Source organism: Rhodococcus sp. WB9 (assembly GCF_007558985.1).
Classification (GTDB): domain Bacteria; phylum Actinomycetota; class Actinomycetes; order Mycobacteriales; family Mycobacteriaceae; genus Rhodococcus_F; species Rhodococcus_F opacus.
The window spans coordinates 130,073-153,200 of sequence record NZ_CP041769.1 but is presented as its reverse complement, the minus strand read 5'-3'; the positions used below and the strand labels follow the sequence as shown (position 1 = coordinate 153,200).

Genomic DNA, 23,128 nt, shown 5'->3' with positions numbered 1-23,128 from the left:
TTTGACGGTGGGAACTACAGATCGAGGACGAGACGGCCCCGGTCGGCACGGGACACGCAGATCAGCATCTCGTTCTCCTGCTCGGCGTCGGTGAGCCGCGTCTCGCGGTGATCCGGGGTGCCAGAGAGCACCTTCACCCTGCAGGTGCCACAGAAGCCCTGCTGGCACGAATATCCCACTCCGGGCATCGTCTTCTTGATCACCGTCAGTGCGGATTCGTCGGCGGGCACGGTGAGCACCTCACCCGTGCTGACGAGCTGCACTTCGAATTCGGTGCCGTCGAGCACCGGCGGCGCCCCGAACCGCTCGAAATGCAATGCGGTAGCCGGGCTTCCGGGGAACGCACGGCGCACCGACTCCAGCATCGGCGTCGGACCGCAGCAGTAGACGGCACCGCTCGGCGCGGCGCGCCCCAGCAACTCCTCGGCGGTCGGCAGTCCGAACTCGTCGTCGGGACGGATGAAAACCCGTGACCGGTCGAACGTTTCGATCTCGTCGAGGAACGGCATCGACTCCCGTGACCGGCCGGAGTACACGAACTGCCAGTCCATTCCGAGTTCGCGCGCCGCCCGGACCATCGCGAGGATCGGCGTGATGCCGATGCCGCCTGCGACGAAGAGCGCGCTCCCTTCGCCGACGAAGGGAAACCCGTTGCGGGGGCCCCGAACCGTCACCGGGGCACCCGGTTCGAGCGCGTGCATCTCGAGGGATCCGCCACCGCCGTCGGGGATCCGGCGAACGGCGACACTGTAGCCCGTGCGGTCCGCCGGGTCCCCGCACAGCGAGTACTGACGTCGCAGCCCGGACGGCAGGTGGAAATCGAGATGCGAACCCGGCTGCCACGCAGGGAGTTCCGCGCCGTCCTCGGCTTCGAACCGCAACTGGACGACGTTCTCGTCCCGTGCGACGACGTCACGCTGGGAGACAACCATTTTCATCGCCACGTCCGGGTTGTGACCGGCGACGCCCGGGTTGTACTCGTACGCGGTGAGAACACGGAGGTACTTGGCAGCGACGGCCTCGGTGATCCGCATCGCGCGGTCGGGGCGCGGTCGCCCCTTGATGTCCGGGGGAGCGTCGTAGCGGGGCAGGCCCTGCCCGGTGAGCACCTCCCGCACCTGCGACAGCTTCATCGCTCGGCCGCCTGAGCCGCCGGCGAGGACGCCAGGTACTTCACGGCCTGCGCCGTCGAACCCTCGTTGCTCGGGTGGTACGAACGCGTGAAGTAGGTCGACATCCGCTTGCCGAGTTCCCGGGCCGTCGGGAGGGTGCCACGCTTGCCTGCCGCGAAGAAATCGGTCAGGTGCGGCTTGCGCCGGTGCGCCGACCACTGGGCGAGCTCCGGATCGTTGCGCATGAGGAAACGGGTGCCGCGCACCCACAGCCACACGATGACCGGGGTGACGATCACCTGGGTGCGGATCCGCCGGGACTCACGCTTGTCGAAGTACCGCATGACGTCGTAGGCCACGGAGCGGTGCTCCACCTCCTCGGCGCCGTGCCAGCGCAGCAGGTCGAGCATCGTCGGATGCATGCCGGCGCGGTCGAGTCCCTCGGCATTGAGGACCCAGTCGCCGAGGAACGCGGTGATGTGCTCGATGGCGGCGATGACCGCCAGCCGCTCGATCAGGTAGTTCTTCTCCCGCAGACCGGTCAGCGGTCGGGGTCCGAGGATCTTGGAGAAGGTCCATTCCATCTGCTCGGTGAAGGGCGTCGGGTCGAGGCCCTTCTCCTTCAGGTGCGCCAGCACGCCGGTGTGGGCGTTGGCGTGCATCGCCTCCTGGCCGATGAACCCGACGACGTCGTCGCGGAGCCGCTCGTCCTCGATCAGCGGCAGTGCCTCTTTGAACGTCTCGACGAACCACTCCTCACCGGCGGGCAGGAGAAGGTGCAGGACGTTGAGGACGTGCGTGCCGAACGGGTCGCCCGGGATCCAGTGCATGGGGAGGTTCGACCAGTCGAACTCCACGTTCCTGGCCTGCAACAGGATGTGCTCCGGTTCGGGGATCGCGTTCCGGGGTGCAGTCGGGGCGGACATCTCATTACTCCTTCGTGCCAGCAGCTGCGCCACGACGAAGGCTTGTGGCACAGTTCACTCGAAAACTTGGAGTAACTGTAACACCGGGTAATAGACAAAACTAGGGACCGAACGTCCGCTCCGGCCTATCCGTAGGTGTCCCGAGGGCCGCGCCCCCGGATGTGCCGTTCGCCTTTTCGCCAGCTCGGGGCGGTCGGACCGGTGATCCGCAACGACTTCACGACGCCGTCGCCGACGGCCGCAGCAATCTTCGCGAGAATCTGCGACTGCATCATCCGAAGCTGCGTCGCCCAGGCCGTCGACTCCGCGGAGACGCTGAGAATCCCGTCCCGCAGCCCCGTCGGTTCGGCGTGCGCGGCGATGTCCTCACCGACCACCTGTACCCACCGACCGAGGACCGTCCCCTCCGACACCTTGGGCGACCAGCCGCGTTGTTTCGCGATCGCGTTGGTCAGCGCACCGAACGGCTGCGGGTCGCGGTCGTCCGGTCCGGGACCCGACCATCCGCGTCGACGCCGGGCGCGCAGGGCCCGGACACCGGTTCCGGATCGGCGGCCCTGCCCGACGGATTTTCCGCTGGCCTTCGCCGCGGCACGCGCCTCCTCCAGGGCACGGCGCGCGAGGTCGATTCCCTTCACCTCCGGTTCGGGGGCCGCAGCCGGTGCGGTGGGTTCGACGTCATCCGTCACGGCGGTCCTCCGTCTCTTCCACAATGTGCGATATTCGTCCACGATCGGTGTCGCGGGCCTCCACACCGAATCGGACGGCGTCGAGTTCCTCCGGAACATCTTCCGGCACGGCCGCCGTGATCAGCACCTGTTCCGCATCCAACGCGACCTTGGCGAGTGCGCGCCGTCGACGACGGTCGAGTTCGGCGAACACGTCGTCGAGCATGAGGACGGGATCGCTGCCCTCCGAACGCAGCAGTGTGAATCCCGCCAACCGCAACGACAACGCGAACGACCACGACTCACCGTGACTCGCGAATCCCTTCGCCGGGGTGTCGCCGAGCTGCAGTTCGAGATCGTCACGATGCGGGCCGACGAGACACACACCCCGCTCGATCTCCTTGGCGCGCATCACGGACAGCTCCTGGAGAAACCGCTCCTCGAGAAACGCGATATCGCCCGCCTCGGGCGCTCGAGCCGGTTCGGTGAACTCCGGAAGCAGCGAGGACCCCAGACTCGAGCGGTAACGGATGCTCGCGGGCCTCGATTCCGGCGCCAGCGATTGGTACGACTCGGCCAGGTGCGGCGCGAGATCGTGGACGAGGTGAAGCCTTCCGGCGAGCAGCTGCGCGCCGTGTGCAGCGAGATGTCCATCCCAGACCTCCAGCGTGGCAAGGGCACTCGCGCCGTCGTCGCTCGACTGGCCGCCGCCGCGCGACACCCGTCGCAACGCGCCGCCTGCCGTCTTGAGCAGCGCCGACCGCTGCCGCAGCACCCGGTCGTAATCGGCGCGCACCGCCGCCATCCGCGGGATACGGGACGTGAGGAGCTCGTCGAGGTAGCGTCGCCGATCACCCGGATCGCCGCGGACCAGCGACAGATCCTCCGGCGCGAACAGCACCGTCTGCAGAATCCCGAGAATCTCCCGCGGCCGCCGGGTGGGCGACTGGTTGATCCGCGCCCGGTTGGACTTGCCCTCGTTCAACTCGAGATCGACGGTCAGTTCCCGGCCGGTGTTGACGACCGTGGCCCCGGCGAATGCCTGACCGGTGCCCGTCCTGATCAGCGGGGCGTCCGAGCTGACCCGATGAGACGAGAGGGTCGACAGGTAGCCGAGCGCCTCGAGCACGTTCGTCTTGCCGTGCCCGTTGGGTCCGACGAAGACGGTGCAGCCCGGACGCAGGGTGAGACCGAGGGCGTCCCAGGAACGGAAGTCTCTGAGCGAGAGTGCGCGAACGAACACCTACGTTCCAGAACCGGCTTCTGCCTCGCCTGCCGCCTTCTTCACGGCGTGACCACCGAACTGGTTGCGCAGCGCCGAGACGGCCTTCATCGCGGGGGAATCGTCCTGACGGGACGCGAACCGCGCGAACAACGCGGCCGAGATCACCGGCGCCGGCACCGCGTGGTCGATCGCCTCGAGCACCGTCCAGCGTCCCTCACCGGAATCGTCTGTGTAACCGGAGATCTCGGCGAAATCGGGATCCTCATCCAATGCCTTGACGAGCAGCTCCAGCAGCCACGACCGGACGACCGTGCCCTTGGTCCAGGCGCGCAGCACACCGTGGACGTCCGTGACGAGGTCTTCCGCCTCGAGCAGTTCGTAGCCCTCGGCGTACGCCTGCATCAGTCCGTATTCGATGCCGTTGTGGACCATCTTCGCGTAGTGGCCGGCGCCGACCGGGCCGGCGTGGACGAAGCCGTCCGCACGCTCACCCTCGGGACGGAGAGCGTCGAAGATCGGCAGCGCCCGCTCGACGTCCGCGTCCGATCCGCCGACCATCAGCCCGTAGCCGTTCTCGAGTCCCCACACCCCGCCGGACACACCGCAGTCGAGGTAGCCGATGCCGCGGGAACCCAGCAGCTCGCCGTGGATTTTGTCGTCGGTGTATCTCGAGTTGCCGCCGTCGATCACCAGGTCGCCGGTCTCGAGCACCGACGACAGTTCGGTCACCGTGTCCTGGGTGATCTTTCCCGCCGGAACCATCACCCAGACGACTCGCGGAGACTCGAGTCGCTGAGCGAGCTCCGCCAGCGACGCCACATCCGTGACCTCGGGGCGGGGGTCGTAGCCGACCACCTCGTGCCCGTGCGCGCGCAACCGCTCGCGCATGTTGAATCCCATCTTTCCGAGCCCGACCAACCCGATCTGCATCGTGATCTCCGTCCACTCGTGAGATTTCTTTCGGCAGTACTGGTTTCGCTTCCGCGAAATCGTCAGCCCGGGAGACGCACCGGCATCAGCAGGTACGTGTACGCGCTCTCCGGCGCCGCGAAGTTGCCGGAATCGTCGGGTTCGATCTCGTCCTCGGTGGCCGGACGCAGCACCGCGGGGCGGCTGGGGGTCGTGAAACCGAACAGCACCTGCTCGCTGTGCAGCGAAGACAGTCCGTCGATCAGGTAACCGGGGTTGAAGGCGATGGTGAGCGGCTCACCCTGGAACACCGCATTCAAGCCTTCCTCGGCGCGACCTGCGTCGTCGCCACCGGCGGAGAGGAGCAGCCCCTCGGTGGAGAACTGCAGTCGGACCTGCGCGCCGCGCTCGGCGACGAGGGCCACACGCTTGATCGCCTCGACGAGCGGAGCGATCTCGACGGTGGCCAGCGCGGTGTGCTCGGACGGCAGCAGCTGCCGGAACTTCGGGAACTCGGCGTCCAGCAGGCGGGTGGTGGTGCGGCGGCCGTCGTTGACGATGCCGAGGAGCCCGTCGTTGCCGACCGCGGATCCCGAACCGAGCGCCAGCTCGACCGGCGAAGTGGCATCTCCTGCAAGAGTTTTCGCCGACTCGGAGAGCGTCTTCGCGGGGATGAGGACGGCCGCGGTGGTGTCGGGGTTCGCAGGCGACCACTCGAGTTCGCGGACCGCGAGACGGAACCGGTCGGTGGCGGCGAGCACGATCGCGTTGCGTTCGATCTCGACCCGGATGCCGGTGAGCATCGGCAAGGTGTCGTCCTTGCCCGCCGCGACAGCCACCTGACTGATCGCTTCGGAGAAGACGTCGGCGGGAATCGAGCCGGTCTGCTGCGGCAACTGCGGAAGCTGGGGATAGTCCTCGACCGGCATGGTGGGCAGGGAGAACTTGGCGCTTCCACACGTGATCAGCACGCGGGTGCCTTCGAGGGTCACGTCGACCGGCTTGTTGGGAAGCGACTTCGTGATGTCGGCGAGAAGCTTGCCGGAGACGAGGACCTGACCGGCACTACCGACCTCGGCTGCCACCCTGACCTGGGCCGATACCTCGTAGTCGAATCCGGAAACCGTCAACCCTTGCTCGGTCGCGTCCAGGAGAACACCGCCGAGAACGGGGACAGGAGGCCGCGACGGCAGACTGCGAGCGACCCATGCCACTGAATCAGCGAATTCTTCCCGGGAGACACGAAACTTCAGGCTTCCAAGCTCCATCGCCGGGTTGTTCCTCTCGGTAGGCACGGTTGTTCGCCACGGTCGGCCCGTGACCACAGCACTGCAGTCTTTCACAGAGCGGCGATGCATAACCGTATGCCCTCGAGGACGAACTTGAAAGCGGAACGGTCGCGTCCTCGAGTCTCCGCCAGAGGCCTGTGAACCGACGCTGTCCCCAACCCTGTTTTCAAAGAGGTTTTTAGAAGAATTAATGAGAAGTACTATTAGGTCCTGTGGAATCTGTGGACGAAGGCGTGTAGACGCTGGTCCGTCCGCGTCGTCGTATGGGGAATTCTCGAGGACAAACTCGAGGACCGATCCGGCACCCATGTGGACTACTCGAGGTTGTTCAAAGTTCTGCACGTTCTGTCCACAGAGATTCCACCTCATCCCCACACTTATCCACAGGTGTGCATGCTTTATCCCAGGTCCTGACGTCGGCGTGTTGCACCGGCGTGTCGTGTCGGCGGGGATTCGCGCGAGCCTCGAGTAGACCCTCGAGCGGTACCTCGAGGACCCGCTCGAGCCAACCCTCGAGGACCGGCTCGAGGAGTCCCTCGAGTTGCCCGTGGGACGGTGTTTCCCCGAAACGGCCTGTGCCCCCGGTAGGCGAGCTACCAGGGGCACAGGAGAGGGAGGTGTCGGTGACTACCTCTTGGAACGTTGCTTGATCCGGGCGGTCAGCTCCTGGACCTGGTCGTAGACCTTCCGACGCTCCGTCATCTCCTTGCGAATCTTCTTGTCCGCGTACATGACGGTGGTGTGGTCACGGCCGAACGTCTGCCCGATCTTCGGCAGGGACAGATCGGTGAGCTCACGGCACAGGTACATGGAGATCTGCCGGGCGGACGCCAGCGGACGCGCCTTGCCGGGGCCGCAGAGGTCGTCGATGGACATGTTGAAGTACTCCGCGGTGACCGCCATGATCGTCGCCGCATTGATCTCGAGACTCGACGAGTCGGGCATCAGGTCACGCAGCACGACCTCGGCGAGCGTGAGGTCCAGGGGTTGCCTGTTCAGGGACGCAAACGCCGTCACACGGATGAGGGCACCCTCGAGTTCCCGGATGTTGCGTTCGATCCGGGAGGCGATCAACTCGAGGACGTCGTCGGGCACCTCGAGCCGGTCCATTCGGGCCTTCTTGCTGAGGATCGCGATGCGCGTCTCGAGTTCGGGCGGCTGAACGTCGGTGATCAGGCCCCATTCGAACCTGGTGCGCAGTCGTTCCTCGAGTGTTGCCAACTGCTTCGGCGGCCGGTCGGACGAGACGACGATCTGCTTGTTCGCGTTGTGCAGGGTGTTGAAGGTGTGGAAGAACTCCTCCTGGATACCTTCCTTGCCCTCGATGAACTGGATGTCGTCCACCAGCAGCACGTCGGTCTCGCGGTAGCGGCGCTTGAACGCCACCTTGCGATCGTCGCGGAGGCTGTTGATGAAGTCGTTGGTGAACTCCTCCGTGGAGACGTATTTCACCCGCATCCCCGGAAACAGCCGCTGGGCGTAGTGGCCGGCGGCGTGCAGGAGGTGCGTTTTGCCGAGGCCGGACGCTCCCCACACGAACAACGGGTTGTACGCGCGCGCCGGGGCCTCGGCGATGGCGACGGCCGCCGCGTGGGCGAACCGGTTGGACGATCCGATCACGAACGTGTCGAACGTGTACTTCGCGTTGAGGCTGTTACCCCCGGTCGCCGAGGGGGCCGGGCCCGAGGGCGGCTTCGTGAAGTACGACGGCCAGGATTCGTGGACGCTGGCGAGGGCCTCGCGGTCGTCGTCGACTTCCTCGAAGTCCGTCGTGTCCGAGTAGGGCTGATCCTCACCGGAGCCGAACCGGCGCCTGCGGAACGAACCGGAACTGGTGACGGAAGGCTCGAGGTGGCGAGGAGTGTGGATAGGTTCCGGCTCGGGCCGGTGGTCCCGGCTCGGAGGCTCGGATTCGGGTTCGTCGTCGACCGGGGCCGCGATACGCACACCGAGGCCTTCGACCTGCTCACCGAGATGCCGGCCGAGGGCGTGGAGGATCGGCTCACGGAGATCCCGCTCGATCGCCTCCTGCGCGAAGGGCGACGGTACGGACAGGAGCGCGAAGCCCTGTGCGAGCGTCAGCGGTTTGACGAGCGCCAACCACGCCTTCTGTCCCCTCGTCAACGGCGGCAGATCGCCGCCGGGCGAATCGGATGTGAGGTCTGCGACGACGTCGATCCAGATCCGTGCGAGCGCATTCGGATCGTCGTTCACGTGGTTCCTCCCCAGTGTGTTCGCGGACTCGGCGCCAGCGGTGCCGAGTCGAGTGTCGGTGCCGTCGTCGAGGTGGAATCGGTAGCTTCCCCGACCTGAGGATGGACCCCGTACGGACCTACGAATATGCCATCTGAACTGTGTTTCCACACAATTATCCACAGATGTGGACAAACCGCAGACGCCTCTCGTCGAGACGCCGTTGCATCGTGAGGAGTCCAGATTGAGCGCGCTGACCTGCGCTTATGCGTGCGAAACCTGGATGAGCGGGTTCGAGGACCCGGGAAGTGAAGGGTGTCAACATCCCTCGTGGTGATCCGAAGCGGCACACCATCTGTGCCCTGTGGATGAATTGTGGTGAATATGCAGATGAGAACGCTGAAGTCGAGAGCTGGGCACTCGATCAGGGTTCATCGGCGAGACCATGCATAGACGCTAGCAACAGTGTCGGCAACCTCACAGCGGTTTGGCACATTGGAAGTTGGGGTGCAAGCATTTGTCGATCCTCGGCGTGTCGGTCAACCGATTCGCGGGGGAATCGCAGGTGAGCGAGTTTGACCTGACCGTGAGTGGTAAGTACTCTCGAACAGTCACCCTGTGGTGAGGTGGCGGTTTCGTGCTGGCTCGAGTCCAGTTTTGAAGTCGTTTCATCCCCACCTGTGGATGAACACCTGAGTTTTCGCCAATGTTAGATCCATGACGCCGGGAGGCGTCGATGAACTTCGAGGAGTGTTGACCGTGGCCAAGGGCAAGCGGACGTTCCAGCCGAACAACCGACGCCGCGCGCGCGTTCACGGCTTCCGTCTTCGTATGCGGACCCGTGCGGGTCGTGCAATCGTTTCGGCGCGTCGCCGTAAGGGCCGCGAATCTCTCACCGCCTGATCCCGACACTGGGTTCGGGAGCTCGGGGTGTTGCCTGAGCCGCACCGATTGCGTCGTCATTCAGATTTTTCGTTGACTGTGCGACGTGGTCGTCGGATGGGAAGACGCGACCTGGTTGTGCACGCATTCGACCGTGCGCAGGCAGATGAGCTGGTGAGTAGCGGCGGTCCGCGATTCGGACTGGTTGTGAGTAAGGCTGTCGGGCCGGCGGTGATTCGACATCGAGTCGCACGCCGGCTTCGTCATATCTGCATCGATCTCGTGGACATGGTTCCACAGGGAACCGATGTGGTGATTCGGGCTCTTCCGGGAGCTGCGACTGCAAGTAGCCGGGACCTGGAGAAGCAACTCCGTGCAGGTCTCCTTCGATTGGACCTTCTTGCGCCTGTGAGTAACTCCGCATGAAAAGCGCACTCCACGAGTCGCGCGCCCTCACGGCCGAGGCCACTTCCTCGGTCTCTTCCGCGTGGAAGTCGGTCCGTGCGTTACCGGCGCGCACTCTCATATTCTTCATCGAGCTCTACCGGACGTATGTGTCGCCCCTGAGGATGCCGACCTGCCGGTTCATGCCGACCTGTAGCGAGTACGCGGTGGAATCCCTGCGTACCCACGGGGCGATCAAAGGCCTTTTCTTGACGGTGGTTCGGTTGGCGAAGTGTGCCCCCTGGCACCCTGGTGGGTGGGACCCGGTCCCTGCCCGTCACGACCGTCATGCGGGTGGCCGTTGCTGTCCGGCGAACGTGGACGAACAGAGGAGTACATAGAGCCGTGCTCGACTTCATTTACTATCCGGTGTCGGGGATCCTGTGGGTCTGGCACAAGGTTTTCGGTGCCATTCCCTTCCTGGGGCCGGACAGCGGTATCACGTGGGCGCTCTCCGTGGTGTTCCTCGTGTTCACGCTGCGTGCCGTGCTGTACAAGCCGTTCGTCAAGCAGGTCCGCACGACGCGCCAGATGCAGGAACTTCAGCCGCAGATCAAGGCCCTGCAGAAGAAGTACTCGGGTGACCGTCAGCGCCAGGCCGTCGAGATGCAGAAGCTCCAGAAGGAGCACGGGTTCAACCCCATCATGGGCTGCCTCCCGGTGCTCGCGCAGGCGCCGGTCTTCATCGGCCTGTTTCACGTGCTTCGCTCGTTCAACCGCACCGGCACCGGTATCGGTCAGCTCGGCATGTCGGTCGAGGCGAACGCGAACACGCCGAACTACTTCTTCAGCGTCGAGGATGTGCAGTCCTTCCTGAGTGCCCGACTGTTCGGTGCTCCCATCTCGGCCTGGATCACCATGCCGAAAGCACAGCTCGACGCGTTCGCTGCGTACGGTCCCATTCCCACGGTCTTGAACATTGCCGTCGTCGCGGTCCCACTCATGGTGATCGCGAGCATCGCAACCCACTTCAACTCGCGTGCCTCCGTCGCGCGGCAGAGCCCCGAGGCCGCCGCCAACCCGCAGTCGGCGATCATGAACAAGCTCGCTCTGTGGGTCTTCCCGCTCGGTGTGCTCGTCGGTGGTCCGTTCCTCCCCATCGCGATCCTCTTGTACTGGGTGAGTAACAACATCTGGACCTACGGTCAGCAGCACATCGTCTTCCGTCGTATCGACGCTGAAGAGGAAGAGAAGAAGCAAGCTGCCATCGCACGCCGGGCGGACAACGCTCCGAAGCCCGGTGCACGTCCGGATCTCACCAAGAAAAAGAAGAAGTCCGCGACCGCAACGGACGGTTCTTCCTCGGCGGACGAGCCGGAGATCGTCGAGGGTGTCGTCGAAGACAGCGCCTCCGATCAGGTGAGTGGTGATGGTTCGGCGACGGGTACGTCGAAGCCGAAGCCCGGTGCCCGCCCCCAGTCCACCCGCGGAAAGTCCCCCAAGCGCAAGCGGCGCTGATTCAGAAAAGAGAACGAGCATGGCTAGTGAGCCTGACATCGCAGTGGACGGAGATGAGACAGACGTGACTGCAACGACGCAGAACCCGGACACCGAGGTGGATTCCGATTCTGACGACTACCTTATCGAGGAAGGGGAAATCGCCGGCGATTACCTGGAGCAGCTGCTCGACGTACTCGACTTCGACGGCGATATCGACCTGGACGTCGAGGGCGACCGTGCTGTTGTCAGCATCGACGGTGGAGACGATCTCACCAAGTTGGTCGGACGCAAGGGTGAGGTGCTCGACGCACTTCAGGAACTGACTCGCCTCGCCGTGCAGCAGGCGACGGGCGAACGGAGTCGCCTGATGCTCGACATCGCCGGGTGGCGTGCCGGCCGTCGCACCGAATTGACCGAGCTGGGTTCCTCGGCTGCTCGCCGCGTACTCGAGAGCGGCGAACGCGAGGAGCTCGCTCCGATGACGCCGTTCGAGCGCAAGATCGTTCACGACGCAGTCGCGAAGGTCGATGGCGTTTCCAGCGAGAGCGAAGGCGCCGAGCCTTCACGTCGCGTGGTCGTCATCAAGGACTGATCCACACAAGCATCACCAAGGCGGGGCTCCCGGATTCATCTCCGGGAGCCCCGCCTCTTCTCTATCCGTATGTCGCTATCCGTCACTTTGGATTCGTTTCGTTTCACGTGAAACACGCACCCCTCCCCTCCCCCACTGAGGGGGGCGGGTGTCCGCAGCGAGATTCGGATGCCTCCTCCGCTCACTGCGCTGTCTCAGGACTTCGTGGACAGTGTGTTGTCGACGAAGACGCGGACCGTGCCCGCTCGATCTCGGAGAGAGTTTGATGTTCGCGCACGCCCGCCGGTGGTCGGCGACCAGGGTATGCGGCGGGTGTTCGCGGCCGCAACGACGCTGCGAGTTCAATGCCCGGGGCACATCGCCGAGTGTCTTGATGGAGGTGCCACCAGTCAGCCAAAGGTCCACCGCTCCGCGGGCACCAGCACCGCACCGCAAACAACCCAGCGCGGGCATCCACAGTTCGTGGTCAACACTGGGAGCTTCGTTGTCATTCGGATTTGGCCCTGGTTGATCGCGCGGGTGATCGGCGGGAACCGGAAATCACACTGACGTGGATGCTGAGGATCCGGAGTGTGTGGTCCCAGCCGATCCGTTCGGCCATCACGGTTGCCGGCATCTCGAGATTTCAGTGCGCCCTCGACGGCTCACGCCGAGCGGACGGGTTCGCGGGGAAATCCCCATCGCTCATCTGATCGCCTTGATAGGCAACTGGTCGAGCCGGGATCGATGGATAGGGGTCAAAATGGCATGCCGTACCCCGCTCAGTTTGAGGGGCCGCCTAGAACGTGGATCCGTCGGCGCCTAGTGGGCGAACCGATCGACCAACCCTCCTGCACCGTGCCGCCGGCGAGTACCGAGATCGTGGAGACGAGTGCTGGATCCATCGAAGCTCTGCTTTGCTCATCCGGCGATGGTCACCGGACACGATCCGAGAGTGTTCGCGAACTCCTGAGAACTACGGCTTCGGGGTATTGGTTCCGCGATGAGTTTCGCCACTCCTCGAAGTCCACATCATTGAAGCGACAGAACCAGTGCCGTCGACGGGTGGAGTGAGTGATGACCGAGGACGAACGACAAATCCGGAATCTGATCGACCGTTGGGCCGAGGCTGTGCACAGCGGCGACATGGCTGGGGTGCTCGCGGACCACTCCGACGACATCGTGATGTTCGACGTCCCACCGCCATATGAGGGTGCTCGCGGAATCGATGCGTATCGCGAGACGTGGCCGCCGTTCTTCGAATGGCAGTCGAAGGGTGCCCGCTTCGAGATGGTGGCCTTGGATGTGACAGCCGGCGAGGACGTCGCCTTCGCCCATGCACTCCTCCGCTGCGGTATGGAAGCGGAGCTAGCCGACAATCCGGAGAACCGGCTCCGCCTCACAGTGGGGTTGCGGAAGGAAAACGGGCGTTGGCTCGTCGCTCACGAACACCACTCCTTTCCGGACACCACTGTCTGACGCATGGCGGATAGGGGTCCGGGACCGTCGTTTTCACACCTTTTCGAAGGAATTTAGGTTGTAGTTTCACCCACCCAACCACACCCGGAAGTTTCGTCACTGTGATGATTGAGAAACCGGGATTCGTTGGGTGGAGTTGCCGAGAGGTAGCGTCGAGTAGGCGTGGACGGCTACCCCAAGTTGGAGAGGGCCCGACTTGATTGTCGTTCACCGAACCCCGCGTGCGTCCGCTTGGGAAGGTCGCGGGGTGACGCGCGAACTTGGCCAGTGACCGCCGTCTGTTCCACGTGAAACATGAGCGCCGCGATCTCCAGTCCCAGATCTGCGGAACCCGCTGACGGCGTTGTGCGCCAGATTCAATGTGCGTCATGGTTCGCCTTCGAGGCGGCGGCCGGATTCGCGAGTTCGCCAGGATGCATCAACGGAAGAGACGGCCGAACCCCTCCCCTCCCCTCCCCCACCGGAAGGGGTGCGGCCCGACACTGCTCCGGCGTTGCGCGTTCGAGTTAAGGGACATAGTCGCGAGCGAGGGCGGATAATGAAGAAGCTGTGTTTGTTGATTTCGCGTTATTCGCGGGAGGATGTTTCACGTGGAACCGAATGGTGGAGAGCCGGCCGAATGGGACGAACAAGCGGCGGCACGCCAGGTGTTCGGTGAACGATTCGATATCGCGGAGCGCTACTACAAGTCGTTGGCGACCGACGGTGTCGAGCGGGGGTTGATCGGACCTCGTGAGGTTCCGCGGCTCTGGGAACGTCACCTCCTCAACTGTGCCGTCGTTGGTGAACTGATCGCCGAGGGTGAGTCCGTCGTCGATGTCGGAAGCGGTGCCGGGTTGCCCGGTATCCCCCTCGCGATTGCCCGTCCCGATCTCCGCATCACGTTGGTGGAGCCGCTGCTGCGACGGTCGGTGTACCTCGCCGAGTTCGTCGAGTCGAACGGCCTGGACGTGCTCGTGGTCCGTGGCCGCGCCGAGGAGTCGGGTGTGGTGAAGGAAGCCGGTGGCGCAGACGTCGTGACTTCGCGAGCGGTGGCACCGTTGGAGAAGTTGGCCAAGTGGTCGCTGCCGCTTATCCACGAGCATGGGAGAATGCTCGCATTGAAAGGTTCGAGCGCCGCCGAAGAGATTTCCCGTGATCGCGCTTCCCTGACTCGGTTGGGTGCTGGCAAGCTGGATATCGTGGAATGCGGAGTGGGCCTGCTTCCTGTCCCCACCGTTGTCGTTCGGGCAGAACGTGTACCGAAACGCCGTCAGCGTCGATGACGATGTGCACGGTGACTAGGGAGTGAGTATGTCGAGTAACGAGCGATTCCCAATCGAAGGAGTAGTCAATGTCGGGTGGGCCTGAATCCGCCGTTTCACGTGAAACAGTTTCACGTGAAACCGACCATCAATCCGACCAGGCGACGAGCTCCGGGAACGGAGACGACGGATTCACGGCCCCTTACAACGGAATCTCCGTCGAGGAGACTCCGATCGGTGCGGCAGCGCACCGCGCAAGCCAGGTGCTGCACCCCCATTCGGTGACCCTGCCGAAGCCGCCCGAACGGCGGATCCTCACGATCGCCAATCAGAAGGGCGGCGTCGGCAAGACGACGAGTGCGGTCAACCTCGCATCTGCCCTCGCGGTTCAGGGACTCACCGTTCTGGTGATCGACCTCGACCCGCAGGGCAACGCCAGCACTGCGTTGGGCGTCGCTCACCACTCCGGTGTGCCGTCCAGTTATGAGCTTCTCCTCGGTGAGGTGACGGCCGCGGAAGCGATCCAGAAGAGCCCGCACAATGACCGGCTTTTCTGCATTCCTGCCACGATCGACCTCGCCGGTGCCGAGATCGAATTGGTGTCCATGGTCGCCCGCGAGGGGCGGCTGAAGGGCGCACTGTCGGAGAAGGCTCTCGGCGAGGTGGATGCCGACTTCATCCTGATCGACTGCCCGCCCTCGCTCGGACTGCTCACGGTGAACGCGATGGTCGCGGCCAAGGAAGTCCTGATTCCGATCCAGTGCGAGTACTACGCCCTCGAGGGTGTGGGACAGCTGCTGCGGAATATCGAACTGGTGCAGGCGCACCTCAACCCGGACCTCCACGTGTCGACGGTCCTTCTCACGATGTACGACGGGCGCACCAAGTTGGCGGACCAGGTGGCCGAAGAGGTTCGCACCCACTTCGGCGATGCGGTCCTCCGCGCCGTCATTCCCCGAAGCGTGAAGGTGTCCGAAGCTCCCGGGTACGGCATGACCGTGCTTGATTACGACCCCGGTTCGCGGGGCGCCATGAGTTACCTCGACGCGGGACGTGAACTCGCAGCACGAACCGCACACATCACGAAGCAGGAGCAGCGATGAGTCAGACGCGTAAGGGTGGACTTGGCCGTGGACTGGCTGCGCTCATTCCTACGGGACCGACCACGACGGGACCGGGGCTGGGCAACGCCGCCGCTGACGTCGTGATCGGGGCGGACCGGCGCAGCGTACTGACCGCTCCCGCACCGAACTCGTCGGACGCTGCGACCGACAAGAAGACTGCTCCCACGTCCACGGGAAACAACGGAGACAGCAACGGCGCCGACGGCGCCTCAGGGAACGGTGCTCAGCCCCTCCCCTCCCCCACCGGAGCGGTGTACCGGGAGATCGCTCCCGACCTGATCGAGCGGAACCCCAAGCAGCCGCGTCAGGTGTTCGACGACGACGCTCTCTCCGAACTCGTCCACTCGATCCGTGAGTTCGGGCTGATGCAGCCGATCGTGGTGCGTCCACTCGACGACGGCAAGTTCCAACTCGTCATGGGCGAGCGTCGGTGGCGTGCCAGCCAGGAGGCCGAGCTGGAGACGATCCCGGCGATCGTCCGCGAGACCGGCGACGACGCAATGCTCCGCGACGCGCTCCTGGAAAACATCCACCGCGTGCAGCTGAACCCGCTCGAAGAGGCGGCGGCGTATCAGCAGTTGCTCGAAGAGTTCGAGGTGACCCACGAGGAACTGGCGGCGAAGATCGGCCGCTCGCGTCCCGTCGTGACGAACATGATCCGACTGCTGAAGTTGCCGATCCCCGTGCAACGACGCGTCGCGGCGGGCGTGCTGTCCGCCGGTCACGCTCGCGCCCTGCTGTCACTCGAGGCAGGCGCCGACGCGCAAGAAGTGATGGCGGCCCGCATCGTCGCGGAGGGCATGTCTGTTCGCGCGACGGAGGAGGCGGTGACGCTCGCCAACCGCAGCGACGACCAGGCGGCCCAGCCCGCCCAGCGCCGTAAGCCGATCCAGATGCCGGGACTGCAGGACGTCGCCGAGCGACTGTCGGATTCATTCGACACGAGGGTCACGGTCAGCCTCGGCAAGCGCAAGGGCAAGATTGTGGTCGAGTTCGGTTCGGTGGACGATCTTCAGAGGATCGTTGGGATGATGGAGGCACAGAAGGCCGATTCATGAGCGCCTGACAGAGGTAGAAGTACACGCGGATGATCCGTCACTGTGACAGTGGCCGCTGACGGACCGGGTCCAGCAGAACTATCGGGGGCGAAAAACGTTGAATACCAGAGGATGTCGAATGATCTGCGGTAGTGACATATGGAGGCTGAGCTAGCCAGTGTCGACTCACGTCACATCGCTCACTCTCGACGGCTTGGACAAGCTCTCCGCCCACGCTCGTCGCTGTGTCTTCTGGGAAATGGATCCGGCGGCCATCCACAGTTCGCGCGGGTTCTGCGACCAGGAGTTCGAGAAGGAAGCATGGCTCTCCATGGTCATGCTCGAATGGGGATCGTGCGGTCAGGTTGCCGTCATGGACGGGAAGCCGGTCGGCAGCGCCCTCTACGCTCCCCCGCGGACCGTGCCGCGCGCGCAGCTACTCCCGACCGCTCCTGTCGGTGCCGACGCCGTCCTCCTCACGAGCCTCCGGCTCGAGCCTGCCGGCGAAGAACAGAATCTGGGAACCACGTTGATCCAAGCCGTGGTGGCCGATCTGGTGCGCCGCGGTGTTCGTGCCCTCGAGGCGTTCGGTATCCGTAATACCGACGGAAGCGGGCCGATCGACACACACGGGATGGCGTCAGCCACCGCGGCCCGCGAGTGCTCCCCCGAGGAGTGCATGATCCCGGCCGATTTCCTCGAGGACAACGGCTTCGAAATCGTCGCGCCCCATCACCGGTTCCCGCGCCTGCGGCTCGAGCTGAACCGGGATCACGGATGGAAGGAAGACGTGGAGGCTGCCCTGGAGCGTCTGATCCACACCGCGTCGGTGAGCATGGTCGACATCGGGGAGCGCACACCCGTCGGTGCGCACTGAGCGCTCGGGAGCGAGAAGTCAGGAACGTTCGGAAGAAGACAGCTCTTCGGCGAGCAACTCGGCGAACGTGAACGTTCCGGTCGGCTGATCGTCCTGACCGAGCAGGTACAGACGCTTCACGGAGATGAGGATCGCTTCGGCGATGGCGTCGCGTGCCCGCGGGTTGGAGAGCACCGCGGCATCGAGATCATTGGTGAGGTACCCGAGGTCGATCTGCACGGTCGGCATGTTCGTCAGACGAAGCAGGTCCCAGGTGCGGCCGTGGGTCCGGCAGTCCTGCAAAGGCGTGCGGGCCACGATCTCCCGCTGGATGAATCCGGTGAGAACCTGACCGATCATCGACGTCGAACCGTGCGAGTTGCCGAAGTGGAAGCTCGCGACACCGTTGGCGGACGGGCTGGTGTTGCCATCGCAGCGCAACGAGATCATCAGGTCGGCGTCGAAGGCGTTCGACGTGGATGCGCGTTCGATGTCTGTGGGGTTCGCGTGGTGCGGGCGGGACAGGAACGTTTCCATGCCCGTCGCGGCCATGCGGCCCTCGAGGCGGCTGGCGAGGTCCCACAGGATGTCGGACTCCGAGATCGTGCCGTACGGGGACCGCACGATGGTGCCGTAGGTGTCGCCGCCGAGGCCCGGATCGATGACGATCCGCTTGCCGCTCAGCTGGGGTCCGGAGCTGCGAACCATTTCTTCTTCGCTCATCGCATGCGGTGAACCACCGGTGACGCGGGTGCCGAGCAACTCGAGCGACCGCAGGGTAGCCGGACCGCAGATGCCGTCGGCGGCGATCCCGATCTCCCGCTGGAACGAGGACAGCGAGTCGTGGGTCTGCGGGCCGAAGAAGCCGTCGACGCGTCCGACGTAGAAGCCGAGATCCTGCAGGCGGGTCTGCAGGGTTGCGACGTCGTCGCCGTATAGCGGTGCGGACAGCTGGTAGATCAGCGTGCGCGCGCCCAGGCGGTACGACGCCTCTTTCATGGACCGGTAGGTGGCAGGACCCACGATTCCGTCGACGAGAAGCCCACGCTGCTGCTGGAAGGCCCGTACGGCGCTGTCCAGGTGATGATCGAACACGGCGTCGGGAGCGATCCAGTGCGAACCGTTGGTGCCCTCGCGCCGGGTGTCGGCGACTCCGTTGTGCAGGAAACCGAGACCGGCCAGAGTGCCCCGAATCTCAGCGACGGCCGGACCATGGTCGCCGTGACGGAGTCGGTGCATGTTTCAGGGCCTCTCAGTCCGAATCAACGAGTACTTACGAGTCTCGGTACAAACAAACGATCGATGTGTTCCGGTCGGTCTAGCTGATGCGACTGGAGCACATCGATCGATTGTCTCAGAGATTCCCACAAAATCGGGAATCGCGCCGGGTGTTCGGGTGTCGATCAGAGAACGTCGGCGAGCTCTTTCAGCAGCGCAGCCTTGCCCTTGGTGCCGACGATCGTGTTGATCGGCTTGCCGTCCTTGAACAGGATCAGCGTGGGGATCGACATGACCTGGAAGTCGCGGGCAGCGCCCGGGTTGGCGTCGATGTCGAGCTTCGCAATGGTCAGCTTGTCGCTGTGCTCACCGGCGATCTCCTCCAGGACGGGGGCGATCATCTTGCACGGGCCGCACCAGGTGGCCCAGAAGTCGACGAGGACGGGCTTGTCGCTGGAAATGACGTCCTGCTGGAACGAATCATCGGTGATGGTGACGGTATTCGACACGGGGATTTCCCTTACTCGAGGTGGTCGGTGGGTGTTTGTGGTGAGCTCAGGCGTCGACCGGCGAGCCGGCGGCGGCGACGGTGTTGGCCGTGATGTCGCCGCGCTCTGCGAGCCAGCGCTCGGCATCCATGGCCGCGGAACATCCGGTGCCCGCGGCGGTGATCGCCTGCTGGTAGATGTGATCGACCAGGTCGCCGGCGGCGAAGACGCCGCCGCGGGAGGTGGCCGTCGAGGGCGAGGCCACCCGCACGTAGCCGGCGTCGTCGAGGTCGACCTGGCCTTTGACGAGTTCGCTGCGCGGGTCGTGGCCGATGGCGACGAACATGCCGGTGACGTCGAGAGTGCTCTGCTCACCGGTGACGGTGTCGCGGATCACGAGGCCGGTGACCCTGCCCTCGCCGAGGACCTCGACGGGTTCGGCGTTGGTCACGAACCGGATCTTCGCGTTCGCCTTGGCGCGCTCGAGCATGATGCGGGACGCGCGGAACTCCTCGCGGCGGTGCACCACGGTGACGCTGCGGGCGAAGCGGGTGAGGAAGGTGGCCTCCTCCATGGCGGAGTCGCCGCCGCCGACCACGACGATGTCCTGATCCTTGAAGAAGAATCCGTCGCACGTGGCGCAGGCGCTGACGCCGCGGCCGAGCAACTTCTCTTCACCGGGAATCCCCAGGTAACGGGCTGCGGCGCCCATTGCCAGCACGACTGCGTGCGCCTGGTAGGTCTCGCCGTTCACGACGACCTTCTTGATCGGGCCGGTGAGGTCGAGTTCCTCGACGTCCTCGGTGCGGATGTCGGTGCCGAAGCGCTTGGCCTGCTCGCGCATCTGGTCCATCAGGTCGGGGCCCATGATTCCCTCACGGAATCCGGGGAAGTTCTCGACCTCGGTGGTGGTCATGAGGGCACCACCGAACTGGGTCCCCTCGAACTGCAGCGGTTCGAGTTCCGCCCGCGCCGCGTAGACGGCAGCGGTGTATCCGGCAGGTCCCGAACCAACGATGATGAGTTCATGAACCGTCGATGGAGTGGTCATGCGGGCCTTCCAGTAGTGAGGGGTGCTCAGTCGTATGGATCAACACAAGACTAAAGGGTGTTGTTCCCCGACTGCAGGTGATACCGGTCGCTCCCCTCGCAGGCGCCCTGATCAGCGCAGAGTCTCCCGGATGACGCAGCGGGTGCCCGTGTAGATGGTGGGCATGCATTTGTTGCAGTGGATGCAGAGTCCCTCGGGCACGTGCCGGTCGCGGAACTTGTTGACGAGGTCCGGGTCGCGGAGCAGGGCGCGCGCCATCGCGACGAACCCGAACCCTTCGCCGAGTGCGTTCTCGATGGTGTCCAGCCTGTTGACGCCGCCGAGGAGGATCAACGGCATCGACAGGGCCTCGCGGAACTGCCGGGCCATCGGGAGGAAGAAGGCTTCCTCGAACGGGTAGGTCGGAAAGATGCGCGGCCCGTAGACCTTCAGGCCCCAGCCCACCAGCTTGGGCTGTGAGGCAACGAATTCCGCCATCGGAACCTCGCCGCGGAAGAAGTACATCCCGTTGAGCAACGAGCTGCCGCCGGTGAGCTGCAGTGCGTCGAGGTGCCCGTCGGCTTCGAGGAGCTGTGCGATGCGGAGACTGTCGTCGAGCCACAGCCCTTTCGGAACACCGTCCGTCATGTTGAATTTGGCCGTGACGGCCACCGAGTCGCCGACAGCGTGGCGCACTCTCTCGATCACCCGCCGGGGGAACGCCGCCCGCCGCTCAAGGCTGCCCCCGTACTCGTCGGTGCGCTTGTTGAGGTTGGGACTCATGAACGAGCTGAGAAGGTAGTTGTGGCCGAGGTGGACCTCGATTGCGTCGAATCCGGCCTCGACGGCATTGCGGGCCGCGTCCTCGAAGTCGCGGGTGACCTGGTCGAGTTCTTCCCGCGTGGCACCCTTCACCAGACCCATGGCGGGCGGGCTGAGCCGCGTGGACGGCGCGAGGGTCTTGGTGCGGTTGGACAGCGTGTTCGCGACGAGACCGGCATGACCGATCTGCGCCGCGGCCAACCCCCCTTCGGCGTGGACGGCGTCGGTGAGCCGGCGCAGATCGGGGACGTGGGCACGGTCGAGCACGAGGGTGTTCGCGTGGACGCGTCCGCCGGGTGAGACGGCGCAGTACGCGACGGTCGTCAGTGCGGCACCGCCGCGAGCGACCTCGGCATGGAAGTCGACGAGCGAGTCGGTGACCCGGCCGCGCGGCATGACGCCCTCGAACGTGGCTGCCTTCACGATGCGGTTGCGCAGCGTCAGGGGTCCGAGGCGGGCCGGCTCCCAGATGGCGGGGTGTGGTGGTGGAACGGTCATGGTGGTCTGCCTTCGGGGGTGGGGGTGTGAGGGCGTTCAGGAGAAGGTCGCGGCCAGCGCCGCGCGGGCAGGTCGCCACGTGAGCCCGAGCTCGTCGCGGGTTCGCGAGTCGTCGGTCGGGGTCGCGGAGGTGAGCAGCCAGGCGGCCTCGTAACTGAGCCCGGCGCTGAGGGGTGTGAACTTGCCGATCACGTCGGCGATCCGCCCGATCGTGCGAAAAGTGCTGCCCGACAGCGGGATGCGCCGGAGCCGACGGCCCGAGGAGTGTTCGAGGACGTCGATGAGCTGGTTGAACTCGACGAGTTCACCGCCACAGACGTATCGCCGGGGACCGCGGCCGGGGTGCATCGCGGCGGCGTGGACCGCGGCCACGTCGCGGACGTCGATCATCTGCATGCCGCCGTCGAATCGGGGCGCCACCCCGCCGCCGACGATCGCGCCCCATCCCTGTTCGGTGACGCCCTGCGTGGATCCGAGCCCGGGACCGATGACGCTCGTCGGGTAGGTGATGACCACGGGGGCGCCCGCGTCCTGGAGCGCGCGGGCGATGCGGTCGGCGGCGGCCTTGGTGCGGCCGTACGCGCTGCGGCCCGACGCCGTCGGACTGTCCGGTCCGATGACGGCGTCGGGCGACGGAAACAGGGCACTGAAGCTTGCGACGTGGATGATGGGGTCGAGTCCGAGGAACGCCGCCCGGGTGAGGATCGCGGCGGTGGCCTGCGTGTTGATTTCCCACATCAGTTGTTCGCGACGATCGTCGGTGCCCACTACCCCGGCGGCGTGGAGGAGCGCGTCGCAGTCCTCGAGGAGGCGTCCGACGGCCTGGGTGTCGCGGATGTCGCCGACCACCTGCTCGATCCGCGCGGCGTCGTTCCCCGCTGCCGCCAGCAGTGCGTCGGGAGATTCGGCGGGCAGCACCAGCAGTCGAACCGTGTGGCCGGCGGCGAGGAGCGCCACCGTGGTGTGGGCGCCGACGTATCCGGTGCCGCCGGTGACCGCGATCTTCATGTGTCCGCCCTGTTCGAATTACGGTGCCACTGGTCTCGTAATAGGTACGATATAGCGCGGAAGGCACTTCTGTCCCACAATTCGAACCAATGAATGCAACTGGAACGGGCCGCCCCCGCGACCCGCGGATCGACACCGACGTCCTCGCGGTCACCCGGGCGATGCTCGTGGAATCGGGCTGGGAACAACTCAGCATGCGGGCCATCGCGACCCGCTCCGGGGTGAGCAGGGCGTCCATCACCAGGCGGTGGCCGTCGAAGGCACACCTCGTTCTCGACGCCATCCTCGGCGCGACACCCGACCTGACACCGTTCGAGGGCACCGATCGCGAAGGCTGGGTCCGCTGGGTGGTGACCGGCAGCGCCGAATTGTTCTCACGACCGGAGGTGCGAGCGGCCACGCCGGGTCTGCTAGCCGCGATCCGGGACCACGACGATCTCCGCACCGCTCTCTGGCGGGGGTTCAGCGGGCCGAGTACTCAGCTGTTCGAGCGCGAGGAGGGCCCGGGTGAGTCCAGCACCGCGACGGCCGTACTCGTCCTCGCCGCCGGCGCCGCACTGTTCACGAGCCTGATCGCCGTCGAGGACGACACTCCGGAACTGCGCGCGAAGATCCTCGAGCTGCTCATGCCGGTCGCCCGTTCGGAGCGGGAAAAATCCTGAGAA

23 protein-coding genes are annotated in these 23,128 nt (G+C 65.1%); 11 read left to right on the top strand and 12 right to left on the bottom strand.

Going from position 1 to position 23,128, the window contains the following annotated elements; all coding sequences use genetic code 11:
- Positions 1–14: 14 nt before the first annotated feature.
- From FND50_RS00685 to dnaA, 7 genes are all read right to left on the bottom strand, one after another.
- The gene (locus tag FND50_RS00685) at positions 15–1,133 is read right to left on the bottom strand and encodes a PDR/VanB family oxidoreductase (protein WP_144284412.1); all 1,119 of its coding nucleotides are present in this window, start codon (positions 1,131–1,133) and stop codon (positions 15–17) included.
- Positions 1,130–2,038, bottom strand: coding sequence for a metal-dependent hydrolase (locus FND50_RS00680; protein WP_144284411.1), 909 nt, complete (start codon positions 2,036–2,038; stop codon positions 1,130–1,132). The genes FND50_RS00685 and FND50_RS00680 overlap by 4 nt, the downstream gene beginning before the upstream one ends.
- 125 nt (positions 2,039–2,163) lie before the next feature.
- Positions 2,164–2,727 carry a DUF721 family protein gene (locus tag FND50_RS00675; protein ID WP_005263477.1) on the bottom strand — a complete coding sequence of 188 codons (564 nt, stop codon included), beginning with the start codon at positions 2,725–2,727 and terminating at the stop codon, positions 2,164–2,166.
- Positions 2,717–3,949, bottom strand: coding sequence for a DNA replication/repair protein RecF (recF, locus tag FND50_RS00670; RefSeq protein WP_144284410.1), 1,233 nt, complete (start codon positions 3,947–3,949; stop codon positions 2,717–2,719). The genes FND50_RS00675 and recF overlap by 11 nt, the downstream gene beginning before the upstream one ends.
- Positions 3,950–4,861 carry a phosphogluconate dehydrogenase (NAD(+)-dependent, decarboxylating) gene (gene gnd, locus FND50_RS00665; protein ID WP_144284409.1) on the bottom strand — a complete coding sequence of 304 codons (912 nt, stop codon included), beginning with the start codon at positions 4,859–4,861 and terminating at the stop codon, positions 3,950–3,952.
- A 62-nt stretch (positions 4,862–4,923) separates the two neighbouring features.
- Positions 4,924–6,108, bottom strand: a complete 1,185-nt coding sequence (dnaN, locus tag FND50_RS00660; RefSeq protein WP_005249107.1) for a DNA polymerase III subunit beta — start codon at positions 6,106–6,108, stop codon at positions 4,924–4,926.
- 648 nt (positions 6,109–6,756) lie between these two features.
- Positions 6,757–8,343 (bottom strand): chromosomal replication initiator protein DnaA, encoded by a 1,587-nt coding sequence (gene dnaA, locus FND50_RS00655; protein WP_005263480.1) that lies wholly within the window; start codon positions 8,341–8,343, stop codon positions 6,757–6,759.
- Positions 8,344–9,081: 738 nt separating this feature from the next.
- Between dnaA and rpmH the strand changes: the two genes are divergently transcribed.
- The 10 genes from rpmH to FND50_RS00605 all read left to right on the top strand — a co-directional run bounded on the left by rpmH (position 9,082) and on the right by FND50_RS00605 (position 17,420).
- Positions 9,082–9,225, top strand: a complete 144-nt coding sequence (gene rpmH, locus FND50_RS00650; RefSeq protein WP_005263481.1) for a 50S ribosomal protein L34 — start codon at positions 9,082–9,084, stop codon at positions 9,223–9,225.
- Positions 9,226–9,252: 27 nt separating this feature from the next.
- Entirely contained in the window at positions 9,253–9,630 is a 378-nt protein-coding gene (gene rnpA / locus FND50_RS00645; RefSeq protein WP_144284408.1) for a ribonuclease P protein component, read from the top strand.
- Entirely contained in the window at positions 9,627–9,989 is a 363-nt protein-coding gene (gene yidD / locus FND50_RS00640; RefSeq protein ID WP_144284407.1) for a membrane protein insertion efficiency factor YidD, read from the top strand. Before rnpA ends, yidD begins: the two co-directional genes overlap by 4 nt.
- 4 nt (positions 9,990–9,993) lie before the next feature.
- On the top strand, positions 9,994–11,106 hold the full coding sequence (gene yidC / locus FND50_RS00635) for a membrane protein insertase YidC (RefSeq protein WP_144284406.1): 1,113 nt from the start codon (positions 9,994–9,996) through the stop codon (positions 11,104–11,106).
- Positions 11,107–11,125: 19 nt separating this feature from the next.
- A complete protein-coding gene (locus tag FND50_RS00630; RefSeq protein ID WP_037206810.1) occupies positions 11,126–11,680 on the top strand; it encodes a R3H domain-containing nucleic acid-binding protein in 555 nt (184 codons plus the stop codon).
- A 1,053-nt stretch (positions 11,681–12,733) separates the two neighbouring features.
- The gene (locus FND50_RS00625) at positions 12,734–13,138 is read left to right on the top strand and encodes a nuclear transport factor 2 family protein (protein WP_144284405.1); all 405 of its coding nucleotides are present in this window, start codon (positions 12,734–12,736) and stop codon (positions 13,136–13,138) included.
- Between the two features lie 581 nt (positions 13,139–13,719).
- Positions 13,720–14,403 (top strand): 16S rRNA (guanine(527)-N(7))-methyltransferase RsmG, encoded by a 684-nt coding sequence (gene rsmG / locus FND50_RS00620; RefSeq protein WP_005249117.1) that lies wholly within the window; start codon positions 13,720–13,722, stop codon positions 14,401–14,403.
- 68 nt (positions 14,404–14,471) lie between these two features.
- Positions 14,472–15,485 (top strand): ParA family protein, encoded by a 1,014-nt coding sequence (locus FND50_RS00615; protein ID WP_120660048.1) that lies wholly within the window; start codon positions 14,472–14,474, stop codon positions 15,483–15,485.
- Entirely contained in the window at positions 15,482–16,564 is a 1,083-nt protein-coding gene (locus FND50_RS00610) for a ParB/RepB/Spo0J family partition protein (protein ID WP_144284404.1), read from the top strand. The genes FND50_RS00615 and FND50_RS00610 overlap by 4 nt, the downstream gene beginning before the upstream one ends.
- A 157-nt stretch (positions 16,565–16,721) precedes the next feature.
- Positions 16,722–17,420: a GNAT family N-acetyltransferase gene (locus FND50_RS00605; RefSeq protein ID WP_144284403.1), complete on the top strand. Its 699-nt coding sequence runs from the start codon at positions 16,722–16,724 to the stop codon at positions 17,418–17,420.
- A gap of 18 nt (positions 17,421–17,438) precedes the next feature.
- On the opposite strand, the gene FND50_RS00600 is transcribed toward FND50_RS00605, so the two are convergent.
- The 5 genes from FND50_RS00600 to FND50_RS00580 all read right to left on the bottom strand — a co-directional run bounded on the left by FND50_RS00600 (position 17,439) and on the right by FND50_RS00580 (position 22,463).
- Positions 17,439–18,638: an N-acetylmuramoyl-L-alanine amidase gene (locus tag FND50_RS00600; RefSeq protein ID WP_005263495.1), complete on the bottom strand. Its 1,200-nt coding sequence runs from the start codon at positions 18,636–18,638 to the stop codon at positions 17,439–17,441.
- A gap of 164 nt (positions 18,639–18,802) precedes the next feature.
- Positions 18,803–19,126: a thioredoxin gene (gene trxA, locus FND50_RS00595; RefSeq protein ID WP_005249122.1), complete on the bottom strand. Its 324-nt coding sequence runs from the start codon at positions 19,124–19,126 to the stop codon at positions 18,803–18,805.
- 46 nt (positions 19,127–19,172) lie between these two features.
- Positions 19,173–20,156 carry a thioredoxin-disulfide reductase gene (gene trxB / locus FND50_RS00590; RefSeq protein ID WP_144284402.1) on the bottom strand — a complete coding sequence of 328 codons (984 nt, stop codon included), beginning with the start codon at positions 20,154–20,156 and terminating at the stop codon, positions 19,173–19,175.
- Between the two features lie 111 nt (positions 20,157–20,267).
- On the bottom strand, positions 20,268–21,455 hold the full coding sequence (gene nox, locus FND50_RS00585; RefSeq protein WP_144284401.1) for a 4,4'-dithiodibutanoate disulfide reductase: 1,188 nt from the start codon (positions 21,453–21,455) through the stop codon (positions 20,268–20,270).
- A 36-nt stretch (positions 21,456–21,491) separates the two neighbouring features.
- Entirely contained in the window at positions 21,492–22,463 is a 972-nt protein-coding gene (locus FND50_RS00580) for an NAD-dependent epimerase/dehydratase family protein (protein WP_144284400.1), read from the bottom strand.
- An 89-nt stretch (positions 22,464–22,552) separates the two neighbouring features.
- On the opposite strand from FND50_RS00580, the gene FND50_RS00575 reads away from it, so the two are divergent.
- Positions 22,553–23,125: a TetR/AcrR family transcriptional regulator gene (locus tag FND50_RS00575; protein WP_007301436.1), complete on the top strand. Its 573-nt coding sequence runs from the start codon at positions 22,553–22,555 to the stop codon at positions 23,123–23,125.
- The last annotated feature ends 3 nt before the right edge of the window (positions 23,126–23,128 follow it).

What these genes read in the sequence shown, in the direction of transcription:
- FND50_RS00615 (WP_120660048.1), top strand. Translation starts at nt 14,472, where the DNA reads ATGTCGGGTGGGCCTGAATCCGCCGTTTCACGTGAAACAGTTTCACGT.
- nox (WP_144284401.1), bottom strand. Translation starts at nt 21,455, where the DNA reads ATGACCGTTCCACCACCACACCCCGCCATCTGGGAGCCGGCCCGCCTC.
- gnd (WP_144284409.1), bottom strand. Translation starts at nt 4,861, where the DNA reads ATGCAGATCGGGTTGGTCGGGCTCGGAAAGATGGGATTCAACATGCGC.
- FND50_RS00580 (WP_144284400.1), bottom strand. Translation starts at nt 22,463, where the DNA reads ATGAAGATCGCGGTCACCGGCGGCACCGGATACGTCGGCGCCCACACC.
- FND50_RS00685 (WP_144284412.1), bottom strand. Translation starts at nt 1,133, where the DNA reads ATGAAGCTGTCGCAGGTGCGGGAGGTGCTCACCGGGCAGGGCCTGCCC.
- FND50_RS00575 (WP_007301436.1), top strand. Translation starts at nt 22,553, where the DNA reads ATGAATGCAACTGGAACGGGCCGCCCCCGCGACCCGCGGATCGACACC.
- trxB (WP_144284402.1), bottom strand. Translation starts at nt 20,156, where the DNA reads ATGACCACTCCATCGACGGTTCATGAACTCATCATCGTTGGTTCGGGA.
- FND50_RS00600 (WP_005263495.1), bottom strand. Translation starts at nt 18,638, where the DNA reads ATGCACCGACTCCGTCACGGCGACCATGGTCCGGCCGTCGCTGAGATT.
- FND50_RS00680 (WP_144284411.1), bottom strand. Translation starts at nt 2,038, where the DNA reads ATGTCCGCCCCGACTGCACCCCGGAACGCGATCCCCGAACCGGAGCAC.
- yidD (WP_144284407.1), top strand. Translation starts at nt 9,627, where the DNA reads ATGAAAAGCGCACTCCACGAGTCGCGCGCCCTCACGGCCGAGGCCACT.
- FND50_RS00630 (WP_037206810.1), top strand. Translation starts at nt 11,126, where the DNA reads ATGGCTAGTGAGCCTGACATCGCAGTGGACGGAGATGAGACAGACGTG.
- rsmG (WP_005249117.1), top strand. Translation starts at nt 13,720, where the DNA reads ATGTTTCACGTGGAACCGAATGGTGGAGAGCCGGCCGAATGGGACGAA.
- dnaN (WP_005249107.1), bottom strand. Translation starts at nt 6,108, where the DNA reads ATGGAGCTTGGAAGCCTGAAGTTTCGTGTCTCCCGGGAAGAATTCGCT.
- FND50_RS00610 (WP_144284404.1), top strand. Translation starts at nt 15,482, where the DNA reads ATGAGTCAGACGCGTAAGGGTGGACTTGGCCGTGGACTGGCTGCGCTC.